The organism is Sphingomonas hengshuiensis (assembly GCF_000935025.1).
In the GTDB taxonomy this organism is placed as follows: Bacteria; Pseudomonadota; Alphaproteobacteria; order Sphingomonadales; family Sphingomonadaceae; genus Sphingomonas; species Sphingomonas hengshuiensis.
The window spans coordinates 4,014,801-4,040,310 of record NZ_CP010836.1 but is presented as its reverse complement, the minus strand read 5'-3'; the positions used below and the strand labels follow the sequence as shown (position 1 = coordinate 4,040,310).

General features: G+C 68.8%; 21 protein-coding genes. 15 read left to right on the top strand and 6 right to left on the bottom strand.

The genetic code is table 11. The features are described from left to right. Nucleotides 1-118: 118 nt before the first annotated feature. From TS85_RS18250 to pdxH, 3 genes are read right to left on the bottom strand one after another with little or no spacing between them, the layout of a single operon-like run. Nucleotides 119-913 carry a PhzF family phenazine biosynthesis protein gene (locus TS85_RS18250; RefSeq protein WP_044334126.1) on the bottom strand — a complete coding sequence of 265 codons (795 nt, stop codon included), beginning with the start codon at nucleotides 911-913 and terminating at the stop codon, nucleotides 119-121. Then, nucleotides 910-1,836 carry a cation diffusion facilitator family transporter gene (locus TS85_RS18245; protein ID WP_044334124.1) on the bottom strand — a complete coding sequence of 309 codons (927 nt, stop codon included), beginning with the start codon at nucleotides 1,834-1,836 and terminating at the stop codon, nucleotides 910-912. The genes TS85_RS18250 and TS85_RS18245 overlap by 4 nt, the downstream gene beginning before the upstream one ends. After that, entirely contained in the window at nucleotides 1,833-2,411 is a 579-nt protein-coding gene (gene pdxH / locus TS85_RS18240) for a pyridoxamine 5'-phosphate oxidase (protein WP_044334122.1), read from the bottom strand. Before pdxH ends, TS85_RS18245 begins: the two co-directional genes overlap by 4 nt. Before the next feature lie 96 nt (nucleotides 2,412-2,507). Here pdxH and ku point away from each other — a divergent pair, with 96 nt between their 5' ends. The 10 genes from ku to TS85_RS18195 all read left to right on the top strand — a co-directional run bounded on the left by ku (nucleotide 2,508) and on the right by TS85_RS18195 (nucleotide 14,463). Then, the gene (gene ku / locus TS85_RS18235; protein WP_044334121.1) at nucleotides 2,508-3,419 is read left to right on the top strand and encodes a non-homologous end joining protein Ku; all 912 of its coding nucleotides are present in this window, start codon (nucleotides 2,508-2,510) and stop codon (nucleotides 3,417-3,419) included. A gap of 1 nt (nucleotide 3,420) precedes the next feature. Continuing rightward, nucleotides 3,421-5,853 carry a DNA ligase D gene (gene ligD / locus TS85_RS18230; RefSeq protein ID WP_044334119.1) on the top strand — a complete coding sequence of 811 codons (2,433 nt, stop codon included), beginning with the start codon at nucleotides 3,421-3,423 and terminating at the stop codon, nucleotides 5,851-5,853. 153 nt (nucleotides 5,854-6,006) lie between these two features. Further along, a complete protein-coding gene (locus TS85_RS18225; protein WP_044334117.1) occupies nucleotides 6,007-8,487 on the top strand; it encodes a circularly permuted type 2 ATP-grasp protein in 2,481 nt (826 codons plus the stop codon). Then, complete coding sequence (locus TS85_RS18220) at nucleotides 8,487-9,374, top strand: transglutaminase family protein (RefSeq protein ID WP_044334115.1); 888 nt, start codon at nucleotides 8,487-8,489, stop codon at nucleotides 9,372-9,374. The genes TS85_RS18225 and TS85_RS18220 overlap by 1 nt, the downstream gene beginning before the upstream one ends. A 411-nt stretch (nucleotides 9,375-9,785) precedes the next feature. Next, nucleotides 9,786-10,703, top strand: a complete 918-nt coding sequence (locus TS85_RS18215; protein ID WP_044334114.1) for a DnaJ C-terminal domain-containing protein — start codon at nucleotides 9,786-9,788, stop codon at nucleotides 10,701-10,703. A gap of 6 nt (nucleotides 10,704-10,709) precedes the next feature. Beyond that, a complete protein-coding gene (locus TS85_RS18210) occupies nucleotides 10,710-11,657 on the top strand; it encodes a YihY/virulence factor BrkB family protein (RefSeq protein ID WP_077228685.1) in 948 nt (315 codons plus the stop codon). A gap of 5 nt (nucleotides 11,658-11,662) precedes the next feature. Then, a complete protein-coding gene (gene fabI, locus TS85_RS18205; RefSeq protein ID WP_044334113.1) occupies nucleotides 11,663-12,466 on the top strand; it encodes an enoyl-ACP reductase FabI in 804 nt (267 codons plus the stop codon). Nucleotides 12,467-12,530: 64 nt separating this feature from the next. After that, complete coding sequence (locus TS85_RS24835) at nucleotides 12,531-12,959, top strand: endonuclease domain-containing protein (protein ID WP_077228684.1); 429 nt, start codon at nucleotides 12,531-12,533, stop codon at nucleotides 12,957-12,959. Then, nucleotides 12,956-14,026 (top strand): chorismate synthase, encoded by a 1,071-nt coding sequence (gene aroC, locus TS85_RS18200; protein ID WP_044334112.1) that lies wholly within the window; start codon nucleotides 12,956-12,958, stop codon nucleotides 14,024-14,026. The genes TS85_RS24835 and aroC overlap by 4 nt, the downstream gene beginning before the upstream one ends. Nucleotides 14,027-14,148: 122 nt before the next feature. Further along, nucleotides 14,149-14,463 carry a hypothetical protein gene (locus tag TS85_RS18195; protein WP_044334111.1) on the top strand — a complete coding sequence of 105 codons (315 nt, stop codon included), beginning with the start codon at nucleotides 14,149-14,151 and terminating at the stop codon, nucleotides 14,461-14,463. A gap of 80 nt (nucleotides 14,464-14,543) precedes the next feature. On the opposite strand, the gene TS85_RS18190 is transcribed toward TS85_RS18195, so the two are convergent. Both TS85_RS18190 and TS85_RS18185 read right to left on the bottom strand, forming a co-directional pair. Beyond that, the gene (locus TS85_RS18190; RefSeq protein ID WP_044334109.1) at nucleotides 14,544-15,833 is read right to left on the bottom strand and encodes an adenylosuccinate synthase; all 1,290 of its coding nucleotides are present in this window, start codon (nucleotides 15,831-15,833) and stop codon (nucleotides 14,544-14,546) included. Nucleotides 15,834-15,977: 144 nt separating this feature from the next. After that, nucleotides 15,978-19,385, bottom strand: coding sequence for a PAS domain-containing protein (locus tag TS85_RS18185; RefSeq protein ID WP_227698532.1), 3,408 nt, complete (start codon nucleotides 19,383-19,385; stop codon nucleotides 15,978-15,980). 74 nt (nucleotides 19,386-19,459) lie between these two features. Between TS85_RS18185 and TS85_RS18180 the strand changes: the two genes are divergently transcribed. The 4 genes from TS85_RS18180 (at nucleotide 19,460) to TS85_RS18165 (ending at nucleotide 23,527) form a co-directional block, all read left to right on the top strand. After that, nucleotides 19,460-20,467, top strand: coding sequence for a fumarylacetoacetate hydrolase family protein (locus tag TS85_RS18180; RefSeq protein ID WP_044334106.1), 1,008 nt, complete (start codon nucleotides 19,460-19,462; stop codon nucleotides 20,465-20,467). A gap of 81 nt (nucleotides 20,468-20,548) precedes the next feature. After that, a complete protein-coding gene (locus TS85_RS18175; protein WP_044334105.1) occupies nucleotides 20,549-21,325 on the top strand; it encodes a crotonase/enoyl-CoA hydratase family protein in 777 nt (258 codons plus the stop codon). A gap of 43 nt (nucleotides 21,326-21,368) precedes the next feature. Then, nucleotides 21,369-22,562 carry an acetyl-CoA C-acyltransferase gene (locus TS85_RS18170; RefSeq protein WP_044334104.1) on the top strand — a complete coding sequence of 398 codons (1,194 nt, stop codon included), beginning with the start codon at nucleotides 21,369-21,371 and terminating at the stop codon, nucleotides 22,560-22,562. A 185-nt stretch (nucleotides 22,563-22,747) separates the two neighbouring features. Continuing rightward, nucleotides 22,748-23,527 (top strand): SDR family NAD(P)-dependent oxidoreductase, encoded by a 780-nt coding sequence (locus TS85_RS18165; protein ID WP_044334102.1) that lies wholly within the window; start codon nucleotides 22,748-22,750, stop codon nucleotides 23,525-23,527. Between the two features lie 15 nt (nucleotides 23,528-23,542). Here the strand turns inward: TS85_RS18165 and rarD are convergent, their stop codons facing one another. Then, complete coding sequence (rarD, locus tag TS85_RS18160) at nucleotides 23,543-24,442, bottom strand: EamA family transporter RarD (protein ID WP_044334100.1); 900 nt, start codon at nucleotides 24,440-24,442, stop codon at nucleotides 23,543-23,545. Between the two features lie 123 nt (nucleotides 24,443-24,565). On the opposite strand from rarD, the gene TS85_RS18155 reads away from it, so the two are divergent. Next, nucleotides 24,566-25,507, top strand: a complete 942-nt coding sequence (locus tag TS85_RS18155) for a hypothetical protein (protein WP_155006474.1) — start codon at nucleotides 24,566-24,568, stop codon at nucleotides 25,505-25,507. Nucleotides 25,508-25,510 lie beyond the last annotated feature (3 nt).

Below are 25,510 nucleotides of genomic sequence, written 5' to 3'. Positions count from 1 at the left end.
GCGTGGCGCGTTGGACCCTGAAACAAGTTCAGGGTGACGGGAAATAGAGAAAACGACTTCCAGCCTTCCTATACGATACCCCTCCCTTGCAGGCAGGGGGAGCGAAGGCGGCTGGCCCTCAGAGCGTCATTTCCCCCTCGATCACCGTCACGCACTGCCCGCCGAGCACCGCGCGGTCGCCCGCCAGCGTGCAGGTCAGATGCCCGCCGCGGCGCGAGGCCTGGTAGGCGGTGAAGCGGTCGCGGCCCAGCCGGGCGGCCCAATAGGGAGTCAGCACGGCATGCGCCGATCCCGTCACCGGGTCTTCGTCGATCCCCGCGGCGGGGGCGAAGACGCGGCTGATCACGTCGGTATCGGTGCCGGGCGCCGTGACGATGTTGAGCGTGTCGCCCAGCGCCGCCAGCGCGCGGAAATCGGGGGTGAGCGCCCGCACCGCCTCGGCACTGTCGAGAACGGTCAGGTCATAGCCGCGCGGGTGGCGCAGCGTTGCCACGGCGCTTTCCACGCCCAGCGCGGCCAGCACATCGGGCAGCGCCACCGGATCGGGCGCATAAGCGGGGAGCGATACCGCATAGCCGGCGCCGTCGCGGCGGACCTCGAGCACCCCCGACTGGCGCGTCGCGAAGGTCACGGTGTCGCGGCTGGGATCGGCGCTCAGCACATGATGCCCGCTCGCCAGCGTGGCATGGCCGCACAATGCGACTTCGACCGTGGGCGTGAACCAGCGCAGCTCGAAATCCGCCGTGCCGCTTTCGTCGGGGAGGAAGAAGGCGGTTTCGGCGACGTTGTTCTCCTCGGCGATCGCCTGGAGCACCGCGTCGTCGAGCCAGCTGCGCAGCGGGATCACCGCCGCCGGGTTGCCGGTGAACGGGCGGCTGGCAAAGGCGTCGATCTGGGCGAAAACGAGCTTCATTTGGCGTCCTTCAGCAAATCGGTTTCGGCAAGCGGATTGTCGGGCTGGTCGACCTGCCCCTCGGGGTCGACATGGATGAGAATCTCGGTCCCCGGAAATTCGGCTTCGAGCGCGTGTTCGAGCCGGTCGAGCACGGCGTGCGCGGCGGCGACGGTCATGTTCGGGTCCATCCACAGATGGAACTGGACGAAGTCGCGCGCGCCGCTGGTGCGGGTGCGCAGGTCGTGGAGGCCGATCAGTTCGGGGTGGCGCGCGGCGACTTCGACGAAGCGGGCGCGCTTCGCCTCTGGCCATTCCTTGTCCATCAGCTGGTCGATCGCCGCGACCGAGGCGCGCCACGCGCCGAACAACAGCCACAGCGCGATGCCGATGCCGAACAGCGCATCCGCCCCCGACCAGCCGAGATACTGGTCGAGCGCGAGTGCGGCGATCACCGCGGCATTGAGGAACAGGTCCGACTGGTAATGGATATGGTCGGCACCGATCGCGATGCTGCCGGTGCGGCGGATCGCGGCGCGCTGATAGGCGGTCAGCGCCAGCGTCGCGAGAATCGCGATCACCGACACGCCGATCCCCGCCTCGGCATGGCTGCTCCCCTGCGCGACGACCAGCCGCTGGACCGCGCGCAGCAGGATCGCGAAGGCCGAAACCGCGATCATCGCGACCTGGAACAACGCGGCCAGCGCCTCGGCCTTGCCATGGCCGAAACGGTGCTTGGCATCCGCGGGCTGCGCCGCCCAATGGACCCCGCCCAACGTCACCAGCGACGCGACGAGATCGAGCAGGCTGTCCGCCAGGCTGGCGAGCACCGCGACCGACCCCGTCGCCCAGGCCGCCCAGGATTTGAGCGTGCCAAGGAAAATCGCCGTCGCGACGCTGGCCAGCGCCGCGCGCCGGGCGAAATTGGGGCGCGCGGGGCTCAAGGGTAGAGCAGGCCTTCGCGCCAGCCGTCGCCGGCGCGGGTGAAGACGCGGCGCTCGTGGAGGCGATGTTCGCGGTCCTGCCAGAATTCGAGGCGCTCGGGCGCGACGCGATAGCCGCCCCAATGCGGCGGGCGCGGGACGGGGCCACCGTCGAAGCGGGCGCGCATCTCCGCGTACCGCGCTTCGAACGTCGCGCGATCGGGGAGCGGGCGCGACTGGTCCGATGCCCAGGCGCCAAGCTGCGAATCGCGGCTGCGGCTGGCGAAATAGGCGTCGGATTCGGCATCGCTGACATGGCTCACGGCGCCTTCGATGCGGATCTGGCGGCGGACCGACTTCCAGTGGAAGAGCAGAGCGGCCTTGGGCATGGCGGCGAGATCGGCGGCCTTTCGCCCCTCCCGATTGGTGTAGAAGACGAAGCCGTCGGGGCCGTGGCCCTTGAGCAGCACCATCCGCACCGAGGGCTGGCCGGCGGCGTCGACCGTGGCCAGCGCCATCGCGTTCGAATCGTTGATCTCGGTGGTACGCGCCTCGGCATACCAGGCGTCGAACAGGGCAAAGGGATCGGTGGACATGGTGCAGGCCTTATAGAGTCGTCGCCCCCGTGGCGACAGGCGGAACAGACGTGCGTTTGGTGAATTGAATCGGCTTCGCAACGAGGAGAGTTCCGGATGGCCGCGCGCGCCTATTGGCAAGGACAGATACGGCTCGCGCTGGTCTCGATCCCCGTCGAAATTTATACCGCGACCAAATCGGGCGCGCAGGTGAGCTTTCACCAAATCCACGAGCCGAGCGGCAAGCGGATCAAATATGAGAAAGTCGCGCCGGGCATCGGGGCGGTCGATGTCGACGAGATCGTCAAGGGATATGAGTTCGAGAAGGGCGAATATGTCCTGCTCGAGCAGGACGAGATCGATGCGGTGAAGCTGGAGTCGAAAAAGACGCTCGAGCTGACCCAGTTCGTCGATGCCGACGAGATCGACGTGCTCTATTACGAAAAGCCCTATTTCGTGGTCCCCGCCGACGACCTCGCCGAAGAGGCGTTCATCGTGCTGCGCGAGGCGCTGCGGCGGACGCGCAAGGTCGGGCTGGGGCAATTGGCGATGCGCGGGCGCGAATATGTGGTGAGCCTGAAGCCGTGCGGGCGCGGCATGATCCTCGAGACGCTGCGCTATGCCGACGAAGTGCAGAAGGCGCAGGGCTATTTCCGCGACATCCCCGACGATGCGCCCGATCCCGAGCTGCTCGATTTGGCCGAGACGCTGATCGGCAAGAAGGCGTCGAAATTCGACCCCGCCGGGTTTCACGATCGCTATGTCGATGCGCTGAAGGACCTGATCGAGCGCAAGAAAAAGGCGAAGGGCGCCAAGATCATCGAGGAAGAGGCCGAGGGGGCACCGTCGCGCGGATCGAACGTGGTGGACCTGATGGCGGCGCTCAAGAAGTCGCTGGAGAAGCCCGGGGCGAAGGGCGCGGCGGCGGAGGAGAAGCCCAAGGCGGCGGCCAAGAAGGCGCCGGCGAAGACGGGTCCGGCGGAGAAAGCGCCTGCCAAGAGGGCGCCGGCAGCGAGGAAGCGGGCCTGACATGGCCGACACGCCCCTCGCCCGATACAATGCCAAACGCGATTTCGGTCTGACCGAGGAGCCTGAGGGGCTGGTCGCCGCGACTGGGGGCAACCGTTTCATCGTGCAGAAGCATGACGCGACGCGGCTCCACTGGGATTTCCGGCTCGAAGTGGACGGGGTGCTCAAGAGCTGGGCGGTGACGCGCGGGCCGAGCCTCGATCCGGACGAGAAACGGCTCGCGGTGCGGACCGAGGACCATCCTTTGTCCTATGCCGATTTCGAGGGGACGATCCCCAAGGGCCAATATGGCGGCGGCACGGTGATGCTGTGGGATGACGGCGTGTGGGAGCCGGTCAAGGGCAAGTCGGCGAAGGACCTCGACAAGGGGCATCTCCACTTCCGGCTCGACGGGCACCGGATGAAGGGCGAGTGGCTGCTGATCCGGCTGAAGCCGCGCGGCAAGGAAAAGGCCGAGAACTGGCTGCTGCGCAAGCTCGACGACGGCTATGCGGGCGCGACCGACGCGCTGGTCGAGACCGGGCTGACCAGCGTCGCCACCGGGCGGACGATGCAGGAGATTGCCGAGGGCGCGGCGGTCGTGGCTACCTCAGGCCCTCCCCCGACCCCTCCCGCAAGCGGAAGGGGAGCCAAACCGCCCCCCTTCCAGCCGGTGCAGCTTGCGACGCTGGTGGACAGCGTTCCGACCGGCAGCGACTGGCTGCACGAGGTGAAGTATGATGGCTATCGCGCGCTGCTCGCCACGGGCAAGGCGGCGAAGGTCTACACCCGCTCGGGCCTCGACTGGACCGAGAAATTTCCCGGCATCGCCGAGGCGGCGGCGGGCCTTCCCCCCGGCGCGCTGATCGATGGCGAGATTGTCGCGTTCAAGGAGGGCAGGCCCGATTTCTCGACGCTCCAGGACGCTATTTCGAACGGAGGCGCGGGGTTGACGCTATTCGCGTTCGACCTGCTCCAGGACGCGGGCGAGGACCTCACCGCGCTCGGGCAGCTCGCCCGCAAGGAGCGGCTCCGCGCGCTGCTGGCGGGTGCGGACGCGCGCATCCAGTTTTCCGAGCATATCGTCGGCGCGGGCGAGCAATTGTTCGAGACGATGTGCCGCGAAGGCTATGAGGGGATTGTGTCGAAGCGCGCCGCCGCGCCCTATCGCGGCGCGCGGACCAAGAGCTGGCTCAAGGTCAAATGCACCCGCCGCCAGGAATTCGTGATTATCGGCTGGATGCCGAGCACCGCGAAGGGGCGCGGCTTCCGCTCGCTGCTGCTCGGCGTCAACGGGCCCGAGGGGCTGGTCTATGCGGGGAAGGTCGGGACCGGGTTCAGCACCGATACGCTCCACGCGCTGCGCGAGACGCTGGACGGGATTGCGACCGACAAGGCGCCGCTGAGCGTGCCGCGTGCCGAGTCGCGGGGGGCGCACTGGGTGAAGCCCGAGCTGGTCGCCGAGATCGCCTTTGCCGAATTCACTGCCGAGAAGGTCGTGCGCCATGCGAGTTTCCTCGGGCTGCGCGGCGACAAGAAGCCGGCGGAGGTGGTCGCCGAAACCCCCGTGCCGCTCCCCGAGCCCGTCGCGACGTCGCACATCAAGATCAGCAGCCGCGACCGGGTGATCTATCCCGAGGCGGGGCTGACCAAGGGGCAGCTCGCCGATTATTACGCCGCGGTCGCGCCGATCGCGCTGCGCTGGCTGGGCAATCGCCCGATCAGCCTGGTCCGCTGCCCGCAGGGGCGGGCGAAGCAATGTTTCTTCCAGAAGCACGATGCCGGCAGCTTTGGCGACGACGTCCACCATGTCGATGTGCGCGAGAAGGACGGGTCGACCGAGCCCTATCTCTATATCGACAGCCTCGACGGGATGCTGGCGTGCGTCCAGATGGGGACGATCGAGTTTCACGGCTGGGGCAGCCTGGTCGCCGATATCGAGAAGCCCGATCGGCTGGTGTTCGACCTCGACCCCGATGAGGGGCTCGATTTCGAGGCGGTGAAGAAGGCGGCGGCGGACCTCAAGGACCATCTCGCGGACATGGGGCTGACGAGCTGGCCGCTGCTGTCGGGGGGCAAGGGCGTGCATGTCGTGGTGCCTTTGGTCCCGCGTGTCGAATGGCCCGAGGTGCGCAGCTTCGCCGAACGCTTCGCGCGCGCGCTGGCCCAGGCCGAGCCCGATCGCTTCACCGCCAACCTGAAAAAGGCCAGCCGGACGGGGAAGATCTTCATCGATTACCTGCGCAATCAGCGCGGCGCGACCGCCGTGCTCCCCTATGTCGCCCGCGCCCGCGAAGGCGCGCCGGTGGCGGCGCCCGTCACCTGGACCGAGCTGCGCACCATCGACAGCGCCAAGCTCTACTCGATCCGCGACGCCGCGACGCTGATCGAGCGCGCGCAAAGCCGGGCGTTGCAGGGATGGGGCGAGGCGGCGCAGGCGCTGCCGGACGTATAGGTGCCCGGCGAAGCGGGCAGGGTCCGCGCGAACGCAACGATGTGGCTCGGCCAGCGCACCATGGAAGCTGCATTTGATGCTTCCCACCCGCGCTTCGCCGGTTGCATGGCATCATCGATTGCCGCATCGTCGGCGAAAGAGGTGAGAAATATTTTGGCCAGCCGCGCAGCGACGGGATTGTTCGATCCAGGCACGATCGCGGGCCGCTGGATAGCCGACTATTGCAGCCATGCGCCCGGCGGCGACGTGTTGTGCGATACCGGCGCGGGTCCCGCCTGGACGGCGTTGTTCGAGGAACTGGCCAGCGTCGCGGGCGACAGCCTCGAGCATATCCGCGAGCGTGCCCAGCGCAACGCCGACGATATCGGCACGGGTTTCCGCATCGCGGGCGAAGGCGAGGAGCGGCCCTGGCCGCTGTCGCCGGTGCCGCTGCTGATCGAGAAGGACGAGTGGGACGGGATCGCCGCGGGGATCGCGCAGCGCGCCGAGCTGATGGAGACCGTGCTCCGCGACCTGTATGGCCCATCGCGGCTGGTCGCCGATGGCCATATCCCGGCGACTCTGGTGACGGGCAGCCCGTTCTTCCTGCGCCCGCTGACGCATCTGGTGCCGCCGGGGGGCTATCACCTCCAGTTCGTCGCCGCCGATCTGTGCCGCGGCCCGAGCGGCGAGTGGCGGGTGCTGGCCGACGATCTGCGCGCGCCGGCGGGTGCGGGCTATGCGCTGGAGAACCGGCTGGCGCTGGCGCGGACGCTCGACGGGTTGCAGGGGCGGCTCAATATCGAGCGGCACGCGCCGTTCTTCGCGGCGTTTCGCGAGGGGCTGGCGGCATCGTGCCGCCGGGCCGAGCCGCGCATGGCGCTGCTCACGCCGGGGCGGCTCAACGCCAGCTATGCCGAACAGGCGCATCTCGCGCGCTATCTGGGCTTCCTGCTGGTCGAGGGCGCCGATCTCGCGGTGCTCGACGACCGGCTCTATGTCCGCACGATCGCGGGGCTCAAGCGCGTCGATGCGCTGTGGCGGCGGCTCGATCCGCGGCTGCTCGACCCGCTCGCGCTCGATTCGCATTCGACGATCGGCGTGCCGGGGCTGGTCGATGCGATGGCGGCGGGCAATGTCGTGATCGCCAATGCGCCGGGGGCAGGTGCGCTGGAGGCGCCGGCCTTTGCCGCGTTCCTGCCGCAACTGGCGCAGGCGCTGACCGGCGAGGCGCTGACTTTGCCCAATATCGCGACCTGGTGGTGCGGGCAGGAGCGCGAGCGCGCGCATGTCGCCGCCAATCTCGATTCGCTGCTGATCGCCCCCGCATTCGGTGTGCCGCCGCTGGGACTGCCCGAGGGCAAGCCGGTGCTGGGCGCGACGCTCGACGCGGAGCAGCGCGCGGCGTTGCTCGCCGATATGGAGCGGCGGCCGCAGGATTATGTCGGGCAGGAAGTCGTGCGGCTGTCGACCATGCCCGTGGTCGCCGACGACGCGCTGGCGTCGCGCCCGTTCACGCTGCGGGTGTTTGCGGCGCGCGGCGGCGATGGGCGCTGGACGGTGCTGCCCGGGGGCTTTGCGCGGATCGGCGAGCATCCCGATGTGCGCGCCGCGGTGATGGGCAATGGCGTATGGTCCGCCGATGTCTGCGTCCATGGCGCCGAGCCGGTGGCGCCGGTATCGCTGCTGCCCTCGGGCGATTCGACGCAGCTGCGGCGCAATCCCGGGACGCTGCCGAGCCGGGTCGCCGACAATCTGTTCTGGCTGGGCCGCTATCTGGAGCGGGGCGAGGCATTGCTCGGCGTACTGCGCGTGCTGCTCGGCCATTCGATCAGCGCCGATACCGGCGCCGCGCTGTCGGGCGATACCGTCGCGCGGCTGGCGCGGATGGTGGTGCAGGGCGGATCGGCGCCCGAGCCCAAGGCGCTGAAGCGCGCCGACCTGACCTGGCTGGTGCGCACCGCGCTGGAGGACGAGACCAGCTATAGCGTGCGCGCGATCAACCGGCAGGCGCGGCTGATCGGCGAAGTCTCGCGCGACCGGCTGTCCGCCGACATGATCCGGCTGCTCGATGCGCCCTTCCCGCAACGCGGCGTGCTGCTCGACAAGGCGGGGTCGCTCCAGCGGCGCTATTCGGCGCTGGCGGGGCTCGCAGCCGAGCATATGGCGCGCACCGATGCCTGGCGCTTCCACGATATCGGGCGGCGGATCGAGCGCGCGAGCGCGGGCGTGCGCTTCCTCCGCGCGTTCGGTTGCCCCGAGGCGACGAGCGACGATCTGTCGACGCTGCTCGACCTGGCCGACAGCCAGATCAGCTATCGCCAGCGCTATCTGACCGGGCTGGCGCGTATCCCGGTGATCGACCTGGTGATGCTCGATCCGGGCAATCCGCGCAGCGTGGCGTTCCAGGTCGCGGCGATTTCGGGGCATCTCAACAAGCTGCCGGTGCTGTCCGACGACGGGCTGGCGGAGGTCCAGCAGGAACAGGCGCGCCAGTTGGCGGCGATATTGGTGACCGCGAACGCCAAGCGGATCGACGATGCGTTGCTGAGCGGGATCGAGACGCGGCTGGCGGAATTGTCCGAATCGATCGCGCGGCGCTATTTCCTCCAGGGCGCCGAGCCGCTCCGTGCCGCGGGGCTCGTGCTCGCCTGATGCTGTATCGCATCCGTCATGTGACGCGCTTCGAATATGCGCGCCCGGTCGCCTTCGCGCGCAACAATCTGCGGCTGCGGCCGATCCTGTGGTCGGGGCAGAGCGTCGAGGAGTATCGGCTGACGATCGAGCCGCAGGGGCGGACCTATCCCGCGCGGGCGGAGGCGGGGCTGGCCAATGTGATGCGGCTGGTGGTCGAGGCGCCGGCGCGGACGCTGACGATCGAAAGCGAGGCACTGGTGCGGGTGGACCGCCCGATCCCGATCCCGCAGGCCAGCGACCCGACCCTGGCGCAGGTCGCCGCATGGGCGCGCGAGAGCCGCGATTCGTCGCCGGTGAGCCCGGCCAGCTATCTCTTCCCCTCGCCGCTGATCCCGCTCGACGCGCAGATCGCGGCATGGTGCGCCGAGGATCTCGACCCCGCGCGCGGCGTGCTCGATGCGGCATTCGCGCTGGCGACGCGTATCCAGCGCGAGTTCGCATTCGATACCACCGCGACTTTGGTCGACACGCCTCCGCACGAGGCCTTTCTGAAGCGCGGCGGGGTGTGCCAGGATTTCGCGCAGATCATGTTGTCCGGGCTGCGCGCGGCGGGGCTGCCCGCGGCCTATGCCTCGGGCTATCTGCGCACGCTGCCGCCGCCGGGCCAGCCGCGGCTGGTGGGGGCCGATGCCACCCATGCCTGGGTATTGGTGTGGGGCGGGCCCGATCTGGGCTGGGTCGGCGTCGATCCGACCAACGGCATCTGGATGGCGAACGACCATGTCATCGTCGCGATCGGCCGCGATTATGGCGATGTCGCCCCGATCGACGGCATCGTGCTGGGTTCGGGCGCGCAGGAGATGGATGTGTCGGTGGATGTCGAGCCGCTGGTGGAAGGCGGGTAGCAGCGGCGATTCAGGCGAACGCCGGGGTGCGGATCGTCGCCGTGGTCGCTGGCGTCGAAGAAAGAAGTTTTTCTCGCGCGAAGACGCAAAGGCGCAAAGAGAAGGAGGTCAGGCTGCGCCCTGGCTCTTCCTCTTCGCGCCTTTGCGTCTTTGCGCGAAAAATATTCTTGAAGATTTAATGCACACAAAGCCACGAAGGCACGAAGCAAAGAAGAACTGCTATTCTTCGTGCCTTTGTGGCTTTGTGTGAAAAATCAAATTATGCGGCGGTCCAATGGGTTGAGAACTTATAGCCCTCCCGGCGAAGGCCGTGGCACAGGGCTCGCTGGTCGCGATCCTGCATAAGCGCGTCCCCCACTTGCGCTTGCGCGCTGCGGCGCCGAAATACCGCGCGCACGCATAGGGGAAGAAATGGCCGATCCGTACACAATCCTGGGTGTCGAGCGCGGCGCGAGCGAAGCCGAGATCAAGAAGGCCTATCGCAAGCTCGCCAAGGAACTGCACCCCGACAAGAACAAGGACAATCCCAAGGCCACCGCGCGGTTCAGCGAGGTGACCCAGGCCTATGACCTGCTGACCGACGCCGACAAGCGCGCGCGGTTCGACCGGGGCGAGATCGATGGCGACGGCAATCCGGCGGCCCCGTTCGGCTATGGCGGCGGGCAGCAGGGCGGGTTCCAGCCGAGCGGCTTCGGCGGTGGCGATGCCGATATGAGCGATATTTTCGAAGGGCTGTTCGGCGGCGCCGGGCGGCGCGGCGGCGGCGGGTTCAGCGGCGGCTTTGGCGGGTTCGGGCGGCGTCCGGCGCCGAAGGGCGCCAATGTCGCCTATCGGCTGGCGGTGGCGTTCGAGGACGCGGCCAAGCTGGCGCCGCAGCGGATCACGCTGCGCGACGGCAAGACGATCGACCTGAAGCTGCCCGCGGGGGTCGAGACCGGCACCCAGATGCGGCTGGGCGGCAAGGGCGAGGAAGGGCCGGGCGGCCCCGGCGACGCGATCGTCACGATCGAAGTCCAGCCGCACCGATTCTATGAGCGGGTCGGCGACGATATCCGCGTCGATTTGCCGGTGACGCTGACCGAGGCGGTGCTGGGCGGCCAGGTGCGCGTGCCGACCCCCGATGGCCCGGTGATGCTGACGGTGCCCAAGGGATCGAGCTCGGGCAAGGTGCTGCGGCTCAAGGGTCGAGCGTTCCATCGCAAGGCCGGGGGGCGGGGCGACCTGCTCGTGACGCTGATGGTCGAGCTGCCCGCCGACGACGCGGCGCTGACCGCGTTTGCGCAGGGATGGGAGGACAAGGGGAACCCGCGGGCCCGCATGGGCGTCTGACGCCTTGTGAACACAGGGAAATCCGAAGAAGCCACTGCGGCCCCGGCCAAGCCGGGAATCGGCGCGCGCATCCGCGCGCTGCTGGGCAAGGCCGGGGCGACGCCGCGTTTCTTCGCGGTGATCGGCCGGGTGGCGGTGGGCACGTTCAACGAGGGGTTCACCTATGCGGGGAACCTGGCCTATCTCTCGCTGGTCACATTGTTCCCGTTCGTGATCGTCGCGGCGGCGATCGCGCAGCTGGTCGGGCGCAATGCCGAGGGGCTGCGGACGCTCGAGGCGTTTCTCCAGACGGTGCCCCCCGATGTCGCCGACGTGCTGCGCAAGCCCGCGACCGACGTGCTCCAGGCGCGCACCGGCAATCTTTTGTGGTTCGGCGCGATCGTCGGGCTGTGGACCACCGCGGGGTTCATCGAGACGCTGCGCGGCATCCTGCGCCAGGCCTATCGCGTCCAGTCGAGCACACCGTTCTGGCGCGATCGGCTGGGCTCGATCGGGATGATCATCGCGTCGGTGATCCTGGCGATGGCGGCGTTCAGCGTCCAGGTGATCCTGACGGGTATCGAGCAGTTCCTGTACCGGCTGCTGCCCTGGGCATCGAATGCGCAGGCGATCGTGTCGTTCACCAAGCTGGCCCCGGCGGTGGTGCTGTTCGGCGCGCTGTACATGCTGTTCTATTCGCTCACGCCCGGAAAGTATCGCCGCGCCAAATGCCCGAAATGGCCGGGGGCCCTGTTTACCACCATCTGGTGGATGTCGGTGACCGCGGCGCTGCCCTGGGTGCTCAGCACCCTGGGCAGCTACGACCTGACCTATGGCAGCCTTGCCGGGGTGATGATCGCGCTGATCTTCTTCTTTCTGGTCGGTCTCGGGCTGGTCGTCGGCGCCGAGCTCAACGCGGCTCTGGCGGAAACGCCTTCGGACGGTCTAGAGGAGTCGGCGAAGCAGGAGGTTTAGCCGACGTGACGGAATTGATGGCAGGTAAGCGCGGACTGATCATGGGACTAGCCAATGATCGTTCGCTGGCATGGGGAATCGCAAAGCAACTGCACGCGCATGGCGCCGAACTGGCGTTCAGCTACCAGGGCGAGGCGCTGGAAAAGCGGGTGCGGCCGCTCGCCGAGCAGCTGGGCAGCGATTTCCTGATCGAATGCGACGTGGCGGACATGGTCGAGCTGGACAAGACCTTCGCGACGCTGGCGGAGCGCTGGCCGACGATCGATTTCGTGGTCCATGCGATCGGCTTTTCGGACAAGAACGAGCTGCGCGGCGGCTATGTCGACACGAGCCTCGACAATTTCCTGATGACGATGAACATCAGCGTCTATTCGTTCGTCGCGGTAGCGAAGCGGGCGAGCGCGATGATGCCGAACGGCGGGTCGCTGCTGACGCTCAGCTATTATGGCGCCGAGAAGGTGATCCCGCATTACAATGTGATGGGCGTCGCCAAGGCCGCGCTGGAGACCAGCGTCCAGTATCTCGCAGTCGATCTGGGCCGCGACAATATCCGCGTCAACGCGATCTCGGCAGGCCCGATCAAGACGCTCGCCGCATCGGGCATCGGCGATTTCCGGCTGATCCTGAAGTGGAACGAGCTGAATTCGCCGCTGAAGCGCAACGTGACGATCGAGGATGTCGGCGGCGCCGGGCTGTATTTGCTCAGCGACCTGGCGAGCGGCGTGACCGGCGAGACGCACCATGTCGATGCGGGGTATAATGTGATCGGGATGAAGGCCGAGGACGCACCGGATATCGCGCTGGTTTAATCCCTCTCCCCGGCGGGGGAGAGGGAAGGGGCCCGCCGCGAAGCGGTGGGAAGGGTGAGGGTCCGTGAGCAGGACGCGCTATACCGAAGGCGACGGGACCATCGATCGCGCACGGCAGTTGCGCAGGGATTCGACACCCGCAGAGCAGGTGCTGTGGTCCGTCCTTCGCGGCTCGGCGCTTGACGGGCACAAATTCCGCCGCCAGCAGCGCCTTGGTCCCTTTTTCGGCGACTTTGTGTGCCAGGCGGCCCGTCTTGTCGTCGAGGCCGACGGGGAAACCCACGCGGGCGAAGAGGCAAGGCAAAGCGACGCGCGACGCACTGCGTATCTGGAACGGGAAGGGTATCGAGTGCTGCGGTTTAGCAATGCGGACATAGCGACGAATCTGGAGGGAGTGGCAGCCGTCATCCGCGCTGCGCTCGCACCCTCACCCTCCCACGCGCCTTTGGCGCGCGGGCCCCTCCCTCTCCCTCGGGGGGAGAGGGGTTTATGAGCTACAATACCTTCGGTCGCGTATTCCGCTTCACCACCTGGGGCGAGAGCCATGGGCCTGCGCTGGGCGCGGTTGTCGATGGTTGTCCGCCGGGGCTGACGCTGTCGGAGGCCGACATCCAGCCTTTCCTCGACAAGCGCCGCCCCGGCACCTCGCGCTTCACCACGCAGCGGCAGGAGCCCGACCAGGTCCGCATCCTCTCCGGCGTGTTCGAAGGGCGCACTACCGGCACGCCGATCGCGCTGCACATCGACAATGTCGACCAGCGGTCGAAGGATTATTCGGAGGTCGCCAAGGCCTATCGCCCCGGCCATGCCGATTATGCCTATGACGCCAAATACGGCTTTCGCGACTATCGCGGCGGCGGGCGGTCGTCGGCGCGCGAGACCGCGGCGCGGGTCGCGGCAGGGGCGGTGGCGCGCGCGGTGATCCCCGAAGTGACGATCCTCGCCTGGGTCGAGGCGATCGGCGGCGATTCGATCGACTATGCCCATTTCCATGCCGCCGAGATCGGCAACAACCCGTTCTTCTGCCCCGACCCCCATGCCGCCAAACGCTGGGAAGCGCTGGTCGATAGCGCGCGCAAGGCGGGGTCGTCGCTCGGCGCGGTGGTGGTGTGCGAGGCGATCGGCGTGCCGCCGGGCTGGGGCGCACCGCTCTATGCCAAGCTCGACAGCGAACTGGCGGCGGCATGCATGTCGATCAACGCCGTCAAGGGCGTCGAGATCGGCGACGGCTTCGCCGCGGCGGCGCTGAGCGGCGAGCAGAATGCCGATGCGATGCGCCCTGGCGCCGACGGAGCGCCGCGTTTCCTCGCCAACCATGCCGGCGGGATCGCGGGTGGCATCTCCACCGGCCAGCCGGTGCGGGTCCGCGTCGCGTTCAAGCCGACCAGCTCGATCCTGACACCGGTCGAGACCGTCACGCGCGACGGCGAGGCGGCGGAGATCCTGACCAAGGGGCGGCACGACCCGTGCGTCGGGATTCGCGGGGTTCCGGTGGTGGAGGCGATGATGGCACTGGTGCTGGCGGACCAGAAACTGCTGCATCGCGCGCAGATCGGCTGACCCAGCCCTCGGCTGGCCATCAACTTGTTCTTTTCGCACGACAAGCTGAAGTCCCCCGATGCGACTTAAAGCAGGGACGGTGGTTATTACTTCTGTTGGCATGAACAGAAGGAGTGCCTGATATGCTTATCAAGACAATGATTTCCGCCGTTGCGCTGATGGCCGCGCCCGCTGTCTTCGCGCAGACTGCTCCGGACCAGACGGCCCCAGGTCAGACCACGCCGGGCCAGCCGATGGACCAGACTACGCCGACGCCCAGCCAGCCCTATCCGGGCCAGCCGGCGCCGACCGATCCAATGACCACGGCGCCCGCGCCGGATGCGACCCCGACTCCGGGCACGATGGATTCGACGACGACGTCGCCGACCGATCCGTCCGCGGATACGACGAGCACCGACACGCCGGCGGACAAGCCCAAGCGCAAGCGTCCGAACTAAACGGCGCCTGACAACTCCGACGCCCGGCCCTTCACGCGAAGGGCCGGGCGTTCGGCTGTCTGCTCAATTCGGCGTGCTGCTCAATCCGCGAACGGATCGCGGACCAGGATGGTGTCGTCGCGCTCCGGGCTGGTCGACACCAGAGCGACCGGGCATTGGATCAGCTCTTCGATCCGGCGGATATATTTGATCGCCTGTGCCGGCAGGTCGGCCCAGCTCCGCGCGCCCGCGGTCGATTCGGACCAGCCGGGCATGGTCTCGTACACCGGCTCGACCGCCGCCTGATCCTGTGCGTTCGACGGGTAATAATCGAGCGTCTCGCCGCGCAGGCGATAGCCGGTGCAGATCGAGACGGTCTCGAATCCGTCGAGCACGTCGATCTTGGTCAGCGCGATGCCGGTGATCCCCGATACCGCCGCCGATTGGCGCAGCAGCACCGCGTCGAGCCAGCCGCAACGGCGCTTGCGCCCGGTGACGGTGCCGAATTCATGCCCGCGCGTGCCCAGCCGCTCGCCGGTTTCATTGTCCTGCTCGGTGGGGAACGGACCCGAACCGACGCGGGTGGTGTACGCCTTGGCGATGCCCAGCACGAAGCCGACGGCGTTGGGCCCCAGGCCCGTCCCCGCCGCCGCCGTGCCCGCGACGGTGTTCGACGACGTCACGAACGGATAGGTGCCGTGATCGATGTCGAGCAGCACACCCTGTGCGCCCTCGAACAGGATCCGCCGCCCGCGCCCGCGCGCTTCGTGGAGCATCCGCCACACCGGCTCGGCAAAGGGCAGGACGAAGCCCGCAATCTCGCGCAGCTCCTCGACCAGTGCGGCGCGATCGATCGGCGGCTCGCCGAACCCGGCGCGCAATGCGTCGTGATGCGCGGCGAGGCGATCGAGCTGCGGCCCCAGATCGTCGAGATGCGCGAGGTCGCACACGCGGATCGCGCGGCGGCCGACCTTGTCCTCATAGGCCGGGCCGATGCCGCGCCGCGTCGTGCCGATCTTGCCCGATCCGCTCGCATCCTCGCGCAGCCCGTCCAGGTCGCGGTGGAACGGCAGGATCAGCGGGCAGGTGTCGGCGATCTTGAGCGTATCGGGGGTCACCTCGACGCCCTGGCCGCGCAGCTTCTCGACCTCGGCCTTGAGCGCCCAGGGATCGAGCACCACGCCGTTGCCGATCACGCTGGGGGTGCCGCGGACGATGCCCGAGGGGAGCAGCGAGAGCTTGTACACCTTCTCGCCCACGACCAGCGTGTGGCCGGCATTATGCCCGCCCTGGAAGCGGACCACGACATCGGCGCGCTCCGCGAGCCAGTCGACGATCTTGCCCTTGCCTTCATCGCCCCACTGGGCACCGATTACTGCGACATTTGCCATGGATACACGTCTCCGCCTGCCGGGGCATACCCAAAGCCGCCCTTCGACAGGACTCGGCGGCTGGGCGGGACGGGGGCGGCGGGCACTGCCCTGAAGCCGCGGCGGCCAATGGCCTCCCGTGTCGGTTGCGTCAAGTCCTTGCGTTCAGCGATCCAGTTCGGCGCGGATCCGCACCGCGAGCGTATCGATGTCGAACGGCTTGGCGAGGATCGATTCGTCCTCGGCACCCGCGACATCGGGGGCATAGCCGCTGGTGAGCAGCACCTTCAGCCCCGGCAGCTTGGCGCGCGCGCGGGCGGCCAGTTCGCGCCCGGTCATCTCGGGCATCACGACATCGGTGAACAGCAGCGACACGCGCTGGCCGCGATCGATCAGGCGGAGCGCCTCGCGCCCGTCGCGCGCGTCGATCACGAAATAGCCGAGCTCGCGCAGGGCTTCGATCGAATAGCTGCGGACGCGCTCCTCGTCCTCGACCACCATCACCGATTCGCCCGCGCGCGCGCGCGGGGCGGTGCGCGGCGTGTCCGCGCGCGCGACCAGCGGCGCGGCGCCGCGATGCGGGGGCAGGTACAGCAATACGGTGGTGCCGCGCCCCGCCTCGGTATCGATCGCGACGGCGCCGCCCGACTGGCGGGCAAAGCCGAACACCTGGCTGAGCCCCAGCCCGGTGCCCTTGCCGACGCCCTTGGTGGTGAAGAAGGGGTCGAAGGCGCGCGCGGCAACCTCGGGTGGCATGCCGCTGCCCGTGTCGGTCACCGCGATCCGAAGATAGTCCCCCGGCGCAAGATCGAGCGCGCGCGCCGATCCGGCGTCGAGCGTCACCTGCGCCGTGGCGATCGACAGCGTGCCCCCCTCGGGCATCGCGTCGCGCGCGTTGACCGAGAGATTGAGCACGACATTCTCGAGCTGGTTGCGGTCGGCCATTGCCAGCGGCAGCGCGGCGGGAAGCCGGGTCTCGACGGTGACGCCCTCGCCGATCGTGCGGACGAGCAGCTCGACCATCCCGTCGATCATCTCGTTGACGTCGATCGGCGCGGGGGCCAGCGGTTGCTGGCGCGAAAAGGCGAGCAGCCGCTGGGTCAGCGCCGCGGCGCGAGTGGCGCCGTCGCGCGCGGCGGTGACGTAGCGTTCGACATCGGTGTTGCCCTGCGCCAGCCGGCGTTCGAGCAGGTCGAGCCCGCCGATCACCACCGCGAGCATATTGTTGAAGTCGTGCGCGATGCCGCCGGTCAGCTGGCCGACCGCCTCCATCTTCTGCGCCTGGCGGAGCTGCTCCTCGGCGGCCATCAGCTGCGCGGTGCGTTCCTGGACCAGCCCCTCCAGCTCCTCGCGCGAGCGGGCCAGCACTTCGCGGGCATCGACGATGTCCTGGATATCGGTGCAGGTGCCGAACCAGCGCGTGATCCGCCCCGAATCGTCGCGCACCGGCTTGGCGCGGCCCAGCACCCAGCGATAGGCGCCGCTATGGTGCCGCAGCCGATATTCGATGTGATAGGTGTCGCCGGTCGCGAGGCATGCGGTCCACAGCCTCCGGGCATGCGCCTGGTCCTCGGGGTGGAACACGTCGTTCCACCCGGCGCCGTCGGTCGAGCCATAGGGAACGCCGGTATATTCATACCAGCGATCATTATAATAATCGTGATAGCCATCGGGCTGGGTCGACCAGATCGTCTGGTCGATCGAATTGGCGATCGCGCGGAATTTCTCTTCGCTGTCGCGCAGCGCGACGAGCGCGAGCGCGCGTTCGACGGCGTCCCACGAAATCTCCGCGACCGCCTCGACAAATGCGATTTCCTCCGCGGTCCATATGTGGGGGCGGGGTTCGTTGACATAGAGCGTCGCCACCCAATGCCCGCCGCGGACCAAAGGCACGCCGATCGCGGCGGCGGCGCGGGAGGGGATGTCCTCGCCGATCCCCTCCGCCTGTGCGGTATCGGCGACGACCAGCGTCCGCCCCGCGCGATAGGTCGCGATCGCCGCTTCGCCGACGCCCGCGACGTCCGCCGTGCCCGAGAGCAACGGCATATCGCCGGTGACCGCGCACGGGCCGAACAGAATCATCCGCTCGTCGATCACGCGATAAAAGCCGACTCGCGCCGCGCCCAGTTGCCGCGCGAGCGCCTCGGCGGTGTGGCGCATCACCGCGTCGGGCGTGTCGAGCGCGCGCTGGCGTTCGGCCAGGGCATAGATGAACGCCTGGGTCTCGGTCGCCTCGCGCAGTTCGGCGGCGGTGGCGCGCGCTGCGTCCTCCGCGGCCTTGCGCTCGGTGATGTCGAAGCTGACGCCGGGGAAGCGCACCGGCCTGCCCTCCGCGTCGTGGATCGCGCGCCCCTGCATCAGCAGCCAGCGCACCGCGCCATCGGCGCGAAAGACCTGGATCTCGACCGAGAGCGGCGCGCCGTCGCGGATCGCGGCGCGGACCGCAGTGCGCAGCAGCGCGCGGTCGTCGGGGTGGATCAGCGGGAGCACGCCGCGAAACGATCGCCCCTGGGCAAGGCGTTCGGGGCGCATTCCGAACAGCCGCGCGAACCGTGCATCGCCGGTGATCCGCCCAGTCTCCGCGTCCCAGTCCCAGGTGCCGATGCCGGTCGAGGCATTGAGCGCCAGTTGCAGCCGCTCCTCGCTGCGGCGGAGCGCTTCCTCGGCGGCGACGCGCTCGGTCACGTCGGTGACCTGGACGAAGATGTCGCTGGTCCCGCCCCCGGCGCCGCGGATCGGCTGATACACGAAATCCAGCATCCGCGTCTCGAGCGGCGCGCCATGGCCGCGCGCGAGCTGGATCGGGACCCCGGTGCCGCGATAGGCCTCGCCCTCGGCGAAGACGCGGTCGAGCAAGGCGACGAAGCCCTGTTCGCGCACTTCGGGCAAGGCTTCCGCGACCGACTTTCCGATCACGTCGTCGCGGCCGATCAGCTCGAGATAGGCCGCATTGGCGATTTCGAAGACATGGTCGGGGCCGTGCAGCAACGCCACGGCGCCCGGCGCCTGCTGGAACAGGTCGCGCAGCCGCTCGACCTCCGCGACGCGCGCGCGTTCGGCGAGCACGACGCGCGTGGTCTCGCTGCCCTGGTTGAGCACGCCGACCACCACGCCATGCTCGTCGCGGATCGGCGTGAAGCTGTAGTTCCACCAGGTCTCCTGCGCGCTGCCGTCGCGCTCGATCGGCAGCATCTGGTCGAACAGCGAAAGCCCCTCCCCGGTCGCCATGACATGCTCCATCTGGGGGCCGACCAGATGCCAGATATCGGCCCAGACCTCGGCGCCGGGCCGGCCGAGCGCCCAGGGGTGGCGCTCGGCGGGGATCGGCGCCCAGGCGTCGTTGTAGAGCAGGCGGAAATCCGGGCCCCAATAGATCGCGCTGGGGAAGCTGGAGCCGAGCGCGACGCCGAGCGCGAAGCGCAGCGGCTGGGGCCAGCCCTCGATCGGGCCGAAGGGGGTCGCCGCCCAGTCCTGCGCGCGAATCCGCCGGGCCATCTCGCCGCCATGATCCAGGAATCTCAGCGCGGCGCCCATCCGGCCAGCGATGCGTAACCCGCCGGACGAAGTCAACAATTTGCGGCGAGACCCGCCATGGTTCCGTGGCGGCGAAACTTGTTCTATGCCCGCCCCAGTGAAGGAGAGAGTGTATGAAACTGGCCAGCCTGAAGCACGGCCGCGACGGCAAGCTCGTCGTGGTGTCGAACGACCTGGCGTGGTGCGCCGATGCGAGCGCGATCGCGCCGACGCTCCAGGCCGCACTCGACGCGTGGGACCGCGTCGCGGGCGACCTCGCCAACCTCGCCACCGACCTTGAGCATGAAGCGATCCCGATGATGCGCTTTCACGAGCGGCTGGCGGCGGCGCCATTGCCGCGCGCCTATCAATGGGCCGATGGCTCGGCCTATGTGAACCATGTCGCGCTGGTGCGGCAGGCGCGCGGGGCGGAGATGCCCGACAGCTTCTGGCACGATCCGCTGATGTACCAGGGCGGCTCCGACGGCTTCCTGGGGCCGCGCGACGCGATCCCGCTGCGCGACGAGGCCTGGGGATGCGACCTTGAGGCCGAAGTCGTGGTGGTGACCGGCGACGTGCCGCTGGGCGCGACGCGCGACGAGGCGCTGGCGGCGATCCGGCTGGTCGGGCTGACCAACGATGTGTCGCTGCGCAACCTGATCCCGGGCGAGCTGGCCAAGGGCTTCGGCTTCTTCCAGTCCAAGCCCGCGAGCGCATTCTCGCCGGTGTTCGTGACGCCCGACACGCTGGGCGATCGCTGGCAGGACGGCAAGCTGGTCGGCACGCTGATGGTCGACCTCAACGGCAAGCCCTTTGGCCGCGCCGATGCCGGCGCCGACATGACCTTCGACTTCGGCACGCTGATCGCGCATGCGGCGAAGACCCGCGCGCTGGGGGCGGGGACGATCATCGGGTCGGGGACCGTATCGAACCGCGACGCCGATGGCGGCCCGGGCAAGCCGATCGCCGAGGGTGGGCTGGGCTATTGCTGCATCGCCGAGGTCCGCACCGTCGAGACGATCCTGCGCGGTGCGCCCGAAACACCCTTCCTCAAGGCGGGCGACACGGTGCGGATCTGGGCCGAGGATGAGCGGCACCACCCGATCTTCGGCACGATCGAACAGACCGTCGAGGCCGGCTGACGCCATTCCCTATGTTCGAAAGCGCCGATCTGGCCTATCTCCCCGGACTATTCTGAAGGCGCTGGACGGCGGAGAGAGCATATGGAACCTCGCATAACCCTGACCGTCACCGACGGCATTGCCGATGTCCGGCTGGCGCGGCCGGACAAGCTCAATGCGCTCGATCCGGCGATGTTCGCCGGGATCATCGACGCGATCGCGCAGCTGGGCGCGACGCCGGGGCTGCGCTGCGTGGTGCTGTCGGGCGAGGGGCGCGGCTTTTGCGCGGGGCTCGACATGGCGAGCATGGCGAATGCCGGGTCGGGCACCGATTTGGCGGTGCGGACCCATGGCGTCGCCAATGACTATCAGCAGGTCGCCTGGGGCTGGCGCATGCTGGCGGTGCCGGTGATCGCGGCGGTGCACGGCATGGCGTTTGGCGGCGGGCTCCAGATCGCCAGCGGGGCGGATATCCGCATCGCCGCGCCGGGCACGCGGTTCTCGGTGATGGAGCTCAAATGGGGGATCGTCCCCGACATGGCGGGCTATGCGCTGTGGCGCCGATGCGTGCGCGACGACGTGCTGCGCGAACTGATCTATACCGCGCGCGAATTCGATGCGGCGGAGGCGCAGGCGCTGGGCTTCGTCACGCGCATCGCCGACGACCCGCATCAAGAGGCGATGGCGCTGGCGAAGGCGATTGCGGGGCGCAACCCGCACGCGATCCGCGCCGCCAAGCGGCTCACCAACCAGGATGGCGACGCCGCCGCGATCCTCGCCGCCGAGAGCGACGAACAGGCTGCGCTGCTGCGCACCCCCAACCAGATCGAGGCGGTGATGGCCAATATGCAGAAGCGCGCGCCCACTTTCACCGACTGACTTACCTCCGCCATACCCAAAACTCGAAAGGACTGACTTTTCCATGCGTGAAGCCGCGATCGTCGCCACCGCCCGCACCCCCATCGGCAAGGCCGGACGCGGCGCCTTCAACGACACCGAGGCGCCGGTGCTCGCCGCGCACGCAATGAACGCCGCGGTCGCGCGCGCGGGGATCGATCCGGCGCGGATCGACGATGTCTTCTACGGCATGGGCAACCAATGGGGGACGCAGGGCGGCAACATGGCGCGGATGGCGCTGTTCGCTGCGGGCATCCCCAACAGCGTGCCCGCCTTCAGTCTCGACCGCAAATGCGGGTCGGGGCTCACCGCCATCGCATTGGCGGCGCGATCGATCATGACCGACGAAGTCGATGTCGCGCTGGCAGGGGGCATGGAATCGATCAGCATGACGATGCGCGACGTGCCGCGCTATGTGAACCAGTCGGTGCTCGCGCGCGAGCCCGCCGCCTATATCCCGATGATCGAGACCGGCGAGATCGTCGCCGAACGCTATCAGGTCAGCCGCGCCGCGCAGGACGCCTTCGCCGCACGCAGCCAGCAGCGCGCCGCAGCAGGCGTCGAGGCGGGCGCCTTTGCCGAGGAGATCGTGCCGATCACCGTCGACAAGGCGCTGTTCGACAAGCAGGGCAACCGCACCGGCACCGAGACGGTGACGTTGGCGCAGGACGAGGGCATCCGCGCCGGCACGACCGAGGCAGTGCTCGCGGGGCTCAAGCCGGTGTGGAAGGACGGCGCGTTCGTGGCCGAGGGCCAATATGTCACCGCGGGCAATGCCAGCCAGCTTTCCGACGGCGCCTCGGCGCAAATCCTGATGGACCGCGCCACTGCGGAGGCTGAGGGCAAGGAAATATTGGGCGTCTATCGCGGCTTCCAGGTCGCGGGCTGCGGTCCCGAGGAAATGGGCATCGGCCCGGTCTTCGCGATCCCCAAGCTGCTCGCCCGCGCCGGGCTGAGCGTCGCCGACATCGGGCTGTGGGAGATCAACGAGGCGTTCGCCAGCCAGTGCCTCTATTGCCGCGACGCGCTGGGGATCGATCCCGAGCGGCTCAACGTCAATGGCGGCGCGATCGCGATCGGCCACCCGTTCGGGATGAGCGGCAGCCGGCTGGTCGGCCACGCCCTGATCGAGGGACGCAAGCGCGGCGTGCGCCATGTTGTGGTATCGATGTGTACTGCGGGCGGCATGGGTGCGGCGGGGCTGTTCGAGATCGTGTAAGCAGGCCGTTTGAAAATTCGCGAAAGAGCGAATTTTAAGGCGGCACCGGCCCGCTCCCCCGCCCGGCCACCCAACGATAATATTCTAGGGGTGGCCGGGCGGGGGAGCGGGCCGGTGCCGCGAAATGCGCATCAGCGCATTTCCAAACGGCATATGATCGCCGTGCGGGTGAGGGAGCGAATCGCATGACCAAGGGCACGGCATTGGTGACCGGCGCATCCGCCGGGCTGGGGGTGTTGTTTGCCGAGGCGCTGGCGGCGGACGGCCATGCGCTGATCCTCACCGCGCGGCGGGGCGACCGGCTGGGCGCGCTGGCCGAGAGGCTGCGCGCGGCGCATGGCGTGGCGGTGGACACGATCGCGCTCGACCTCGCGGCGCCGGGATCGGCCGATGCACTGATGGCCGAAATCGCCGCGCGCGGGCTGGCGGTCAACCTGCTCGTCAACAATGCCGGGTTCGGGCTGGGCGGCGCCTTTGCCGCGCAGGATCGCAGCCAGCTCGCGCGAATGATCGCGCTCAATTGCCGCAGCCTGACCGAGCTGTGCCATGCAGTGCTGCCGGGGATGATCCAGATGCGGCGCGGCGCGATCCTCAATGTCGCCTCGACCGCGGCGTTCCAGCCGGGGCCGGGGATGGCGGTCTATTATGCGACCAAGGCGTTCGTGCTGAGCCTGTCCGAGGCGCTGCACGAGGAAGTGCGGCGCGACGGGGTGCGCGTGACCGCGCTGTGTCCGGGGCCGACCGCGACCGAGTTTTTCAACGCGGCGGGGGTCGGGGGCAGCTCGGCGCTCAGCAAGCTGGCGGGCGACCCGGCCAAAGTGGTGCGCGACGGGCTGGCGGCGCTCGCCGCGAACCGCGCGGTGAAGGTCTCCGGCGCGGCGAATGCGGCGATGGCATTCGCGACGCGGCTTACCCCGCGCATCGTGCTGCGCCGCGTGGTCGCCGCGACCCAGCGCGCGCGTTAGCGGTCCGCGGCTCGCTCAGTCGGGCGCCATCACCGGCGGCGTCCGCGCGCCGCGGATGCTGTCCGCCGCATAGAGCGCACATCCGGCCCAGATCAGCCCGAAGGTAAGCAGATGCACCGGGCGCACCGGCTCGCCGAGCAGCACCGCCACGGTGAACTGGAGCGTCGGCGCGATATACTGGATCAGCCCCAGCGTCGCATAGGGCATCCGCCGCGCCGCCGCCGCGAACATCAGCAAAGGCGCCGCGGTGACCGCGCCCGAGGCGATAAGCAGCAGGTCCGTGCCGAGCGAATGCCCGAAACTGCCGGTGCCCGCCGCCGATGCCTGCCACACCAGCCCGAGGGCGATCGGCGCCAGCATCATCGTCTCGACCGCCAGCCCGCCCAGCGCATCGATCGCCGCGACCTTGCGCAGCAGCCCGTACAGCCCGAACGTCACTGCGAGGATGAGCGAAATCCACAGCGACCCGCCGCCGCTCGCCGCGAGGATCGCGACGCCCAGCCCTGCGACGCCGATCGCGATTCCCTGCCACCGCCGCAGTCGCTCGCCCAGCACCGCGACGGCCAGCGCGACGTTGAACAGCGGGTTGATGAAATAGCCCAGGCTCGCCTCGAGCACATGGTTGTGCTGGACCGCCCAGATATAGACCAGCCAGTTGACCGCGATCAGCGCCGCGCTCGCCGCGAGCAGGAGCAAAGTCCGCCCGCGCGCGGCGGCACGGATCGTCCGCGCCCGGCGCAGCGCGACGACGGTGATCGCGAGGAGTACGACCGACCAGAGCACGCGGTGCGCAAGCACCTGGAGCGCCGGCACGCCCTTCAGCGCGTGGAAATAGAGCGGGAGCAGCCCCCAGACGACATAGGCGCCGACGCCGAGCGCGAGCCCCTTTGCGTCCGGAAGAGTGGAACGGTTCATCCCCGCGCTTGAGCCGATCCCGTGCCGGCGCGCAAGCCGCGCTGCGCCGGCACGCACAGAAATGGCGCGGGCCAACTATTGCCTGCGCCAATACTCGGGCTAGACTTGGCGCGGGGGGAATTCATGTCCGACATCGAAGAATATGGCCATGCGCCGGAAGCACAGCCCGTAACCGCAACGCTGGCGGGATGTGCGATCCTTGTGGTCGTCGCCGTCGCCGCGCCGTGGCTGGTGCCGCAACAGCCGCTGGCGACGTTGCTGGCAGCGGGCGTGGCGATCGGCGCGGCGGCGTGGCTGGTCGGGTTGGTGGTGACGGTGCGCCATGCCGCGATCGGCTGGAAGATCGGGTCGCTGGCCATCCTGCTCGTCGCGGGCGCCGCTGCCGCGCTGGTCGCGCATGGCCAGTATCAGACGCGCGCACGCGCCGATGCGAGCAGCTTTGCCGATGCCGAGTTCGGCCCCAATGGCGATCCTATGCCGCCCGCCGGAGCGGCGGGGCGCGGGCCGCTCTCGCGGCTCTATGTCGACGCGCTCCAGTCCGATCGCGCCGATGCGGCAGCCTTCGGCAAGGCGCTGGCGGGAGTCGCGCTGGGCAATCTCAACAGCCCCTATCTGCTCCAGCAGGACCCGCGCCCGATCACCGACTGCGCGGCGATTGCCCGGATCATCCCGCTGGCAGAGGAACAGGCGGCGCGGCGCAAGGCCAGCGACGCCGCATTGCGCGCGGCGATCGCCGGCGCCTCGCTGTCCGAGGACGCGCGGCGCGGAGTCGCGCTGATGGCGATCGGCGCGCCCGGCGACGACCGCGTCTTGGCCAATCAGCGCGCGATGCTCGAGTCGAGCAGCGAATTGTGCGTGCTGCTCGCGCGGCGCGGCTGGGTGAACGCAGGCGGCTATTTCGGTTTTGCAAGCGCCGCCGATGGGGCACTATTCAAGGCGCTGACCGCCCGGCGGATCGAGATCGCCGCCGCGATGGCGCGCGACGCCCGCGAGGCCGCTGCCCGCCGCGAAGAAGGACGCGACCTGGTCCGCACCGCGCTCGAACGCTCGATCTTTCTGTCCTGAGCG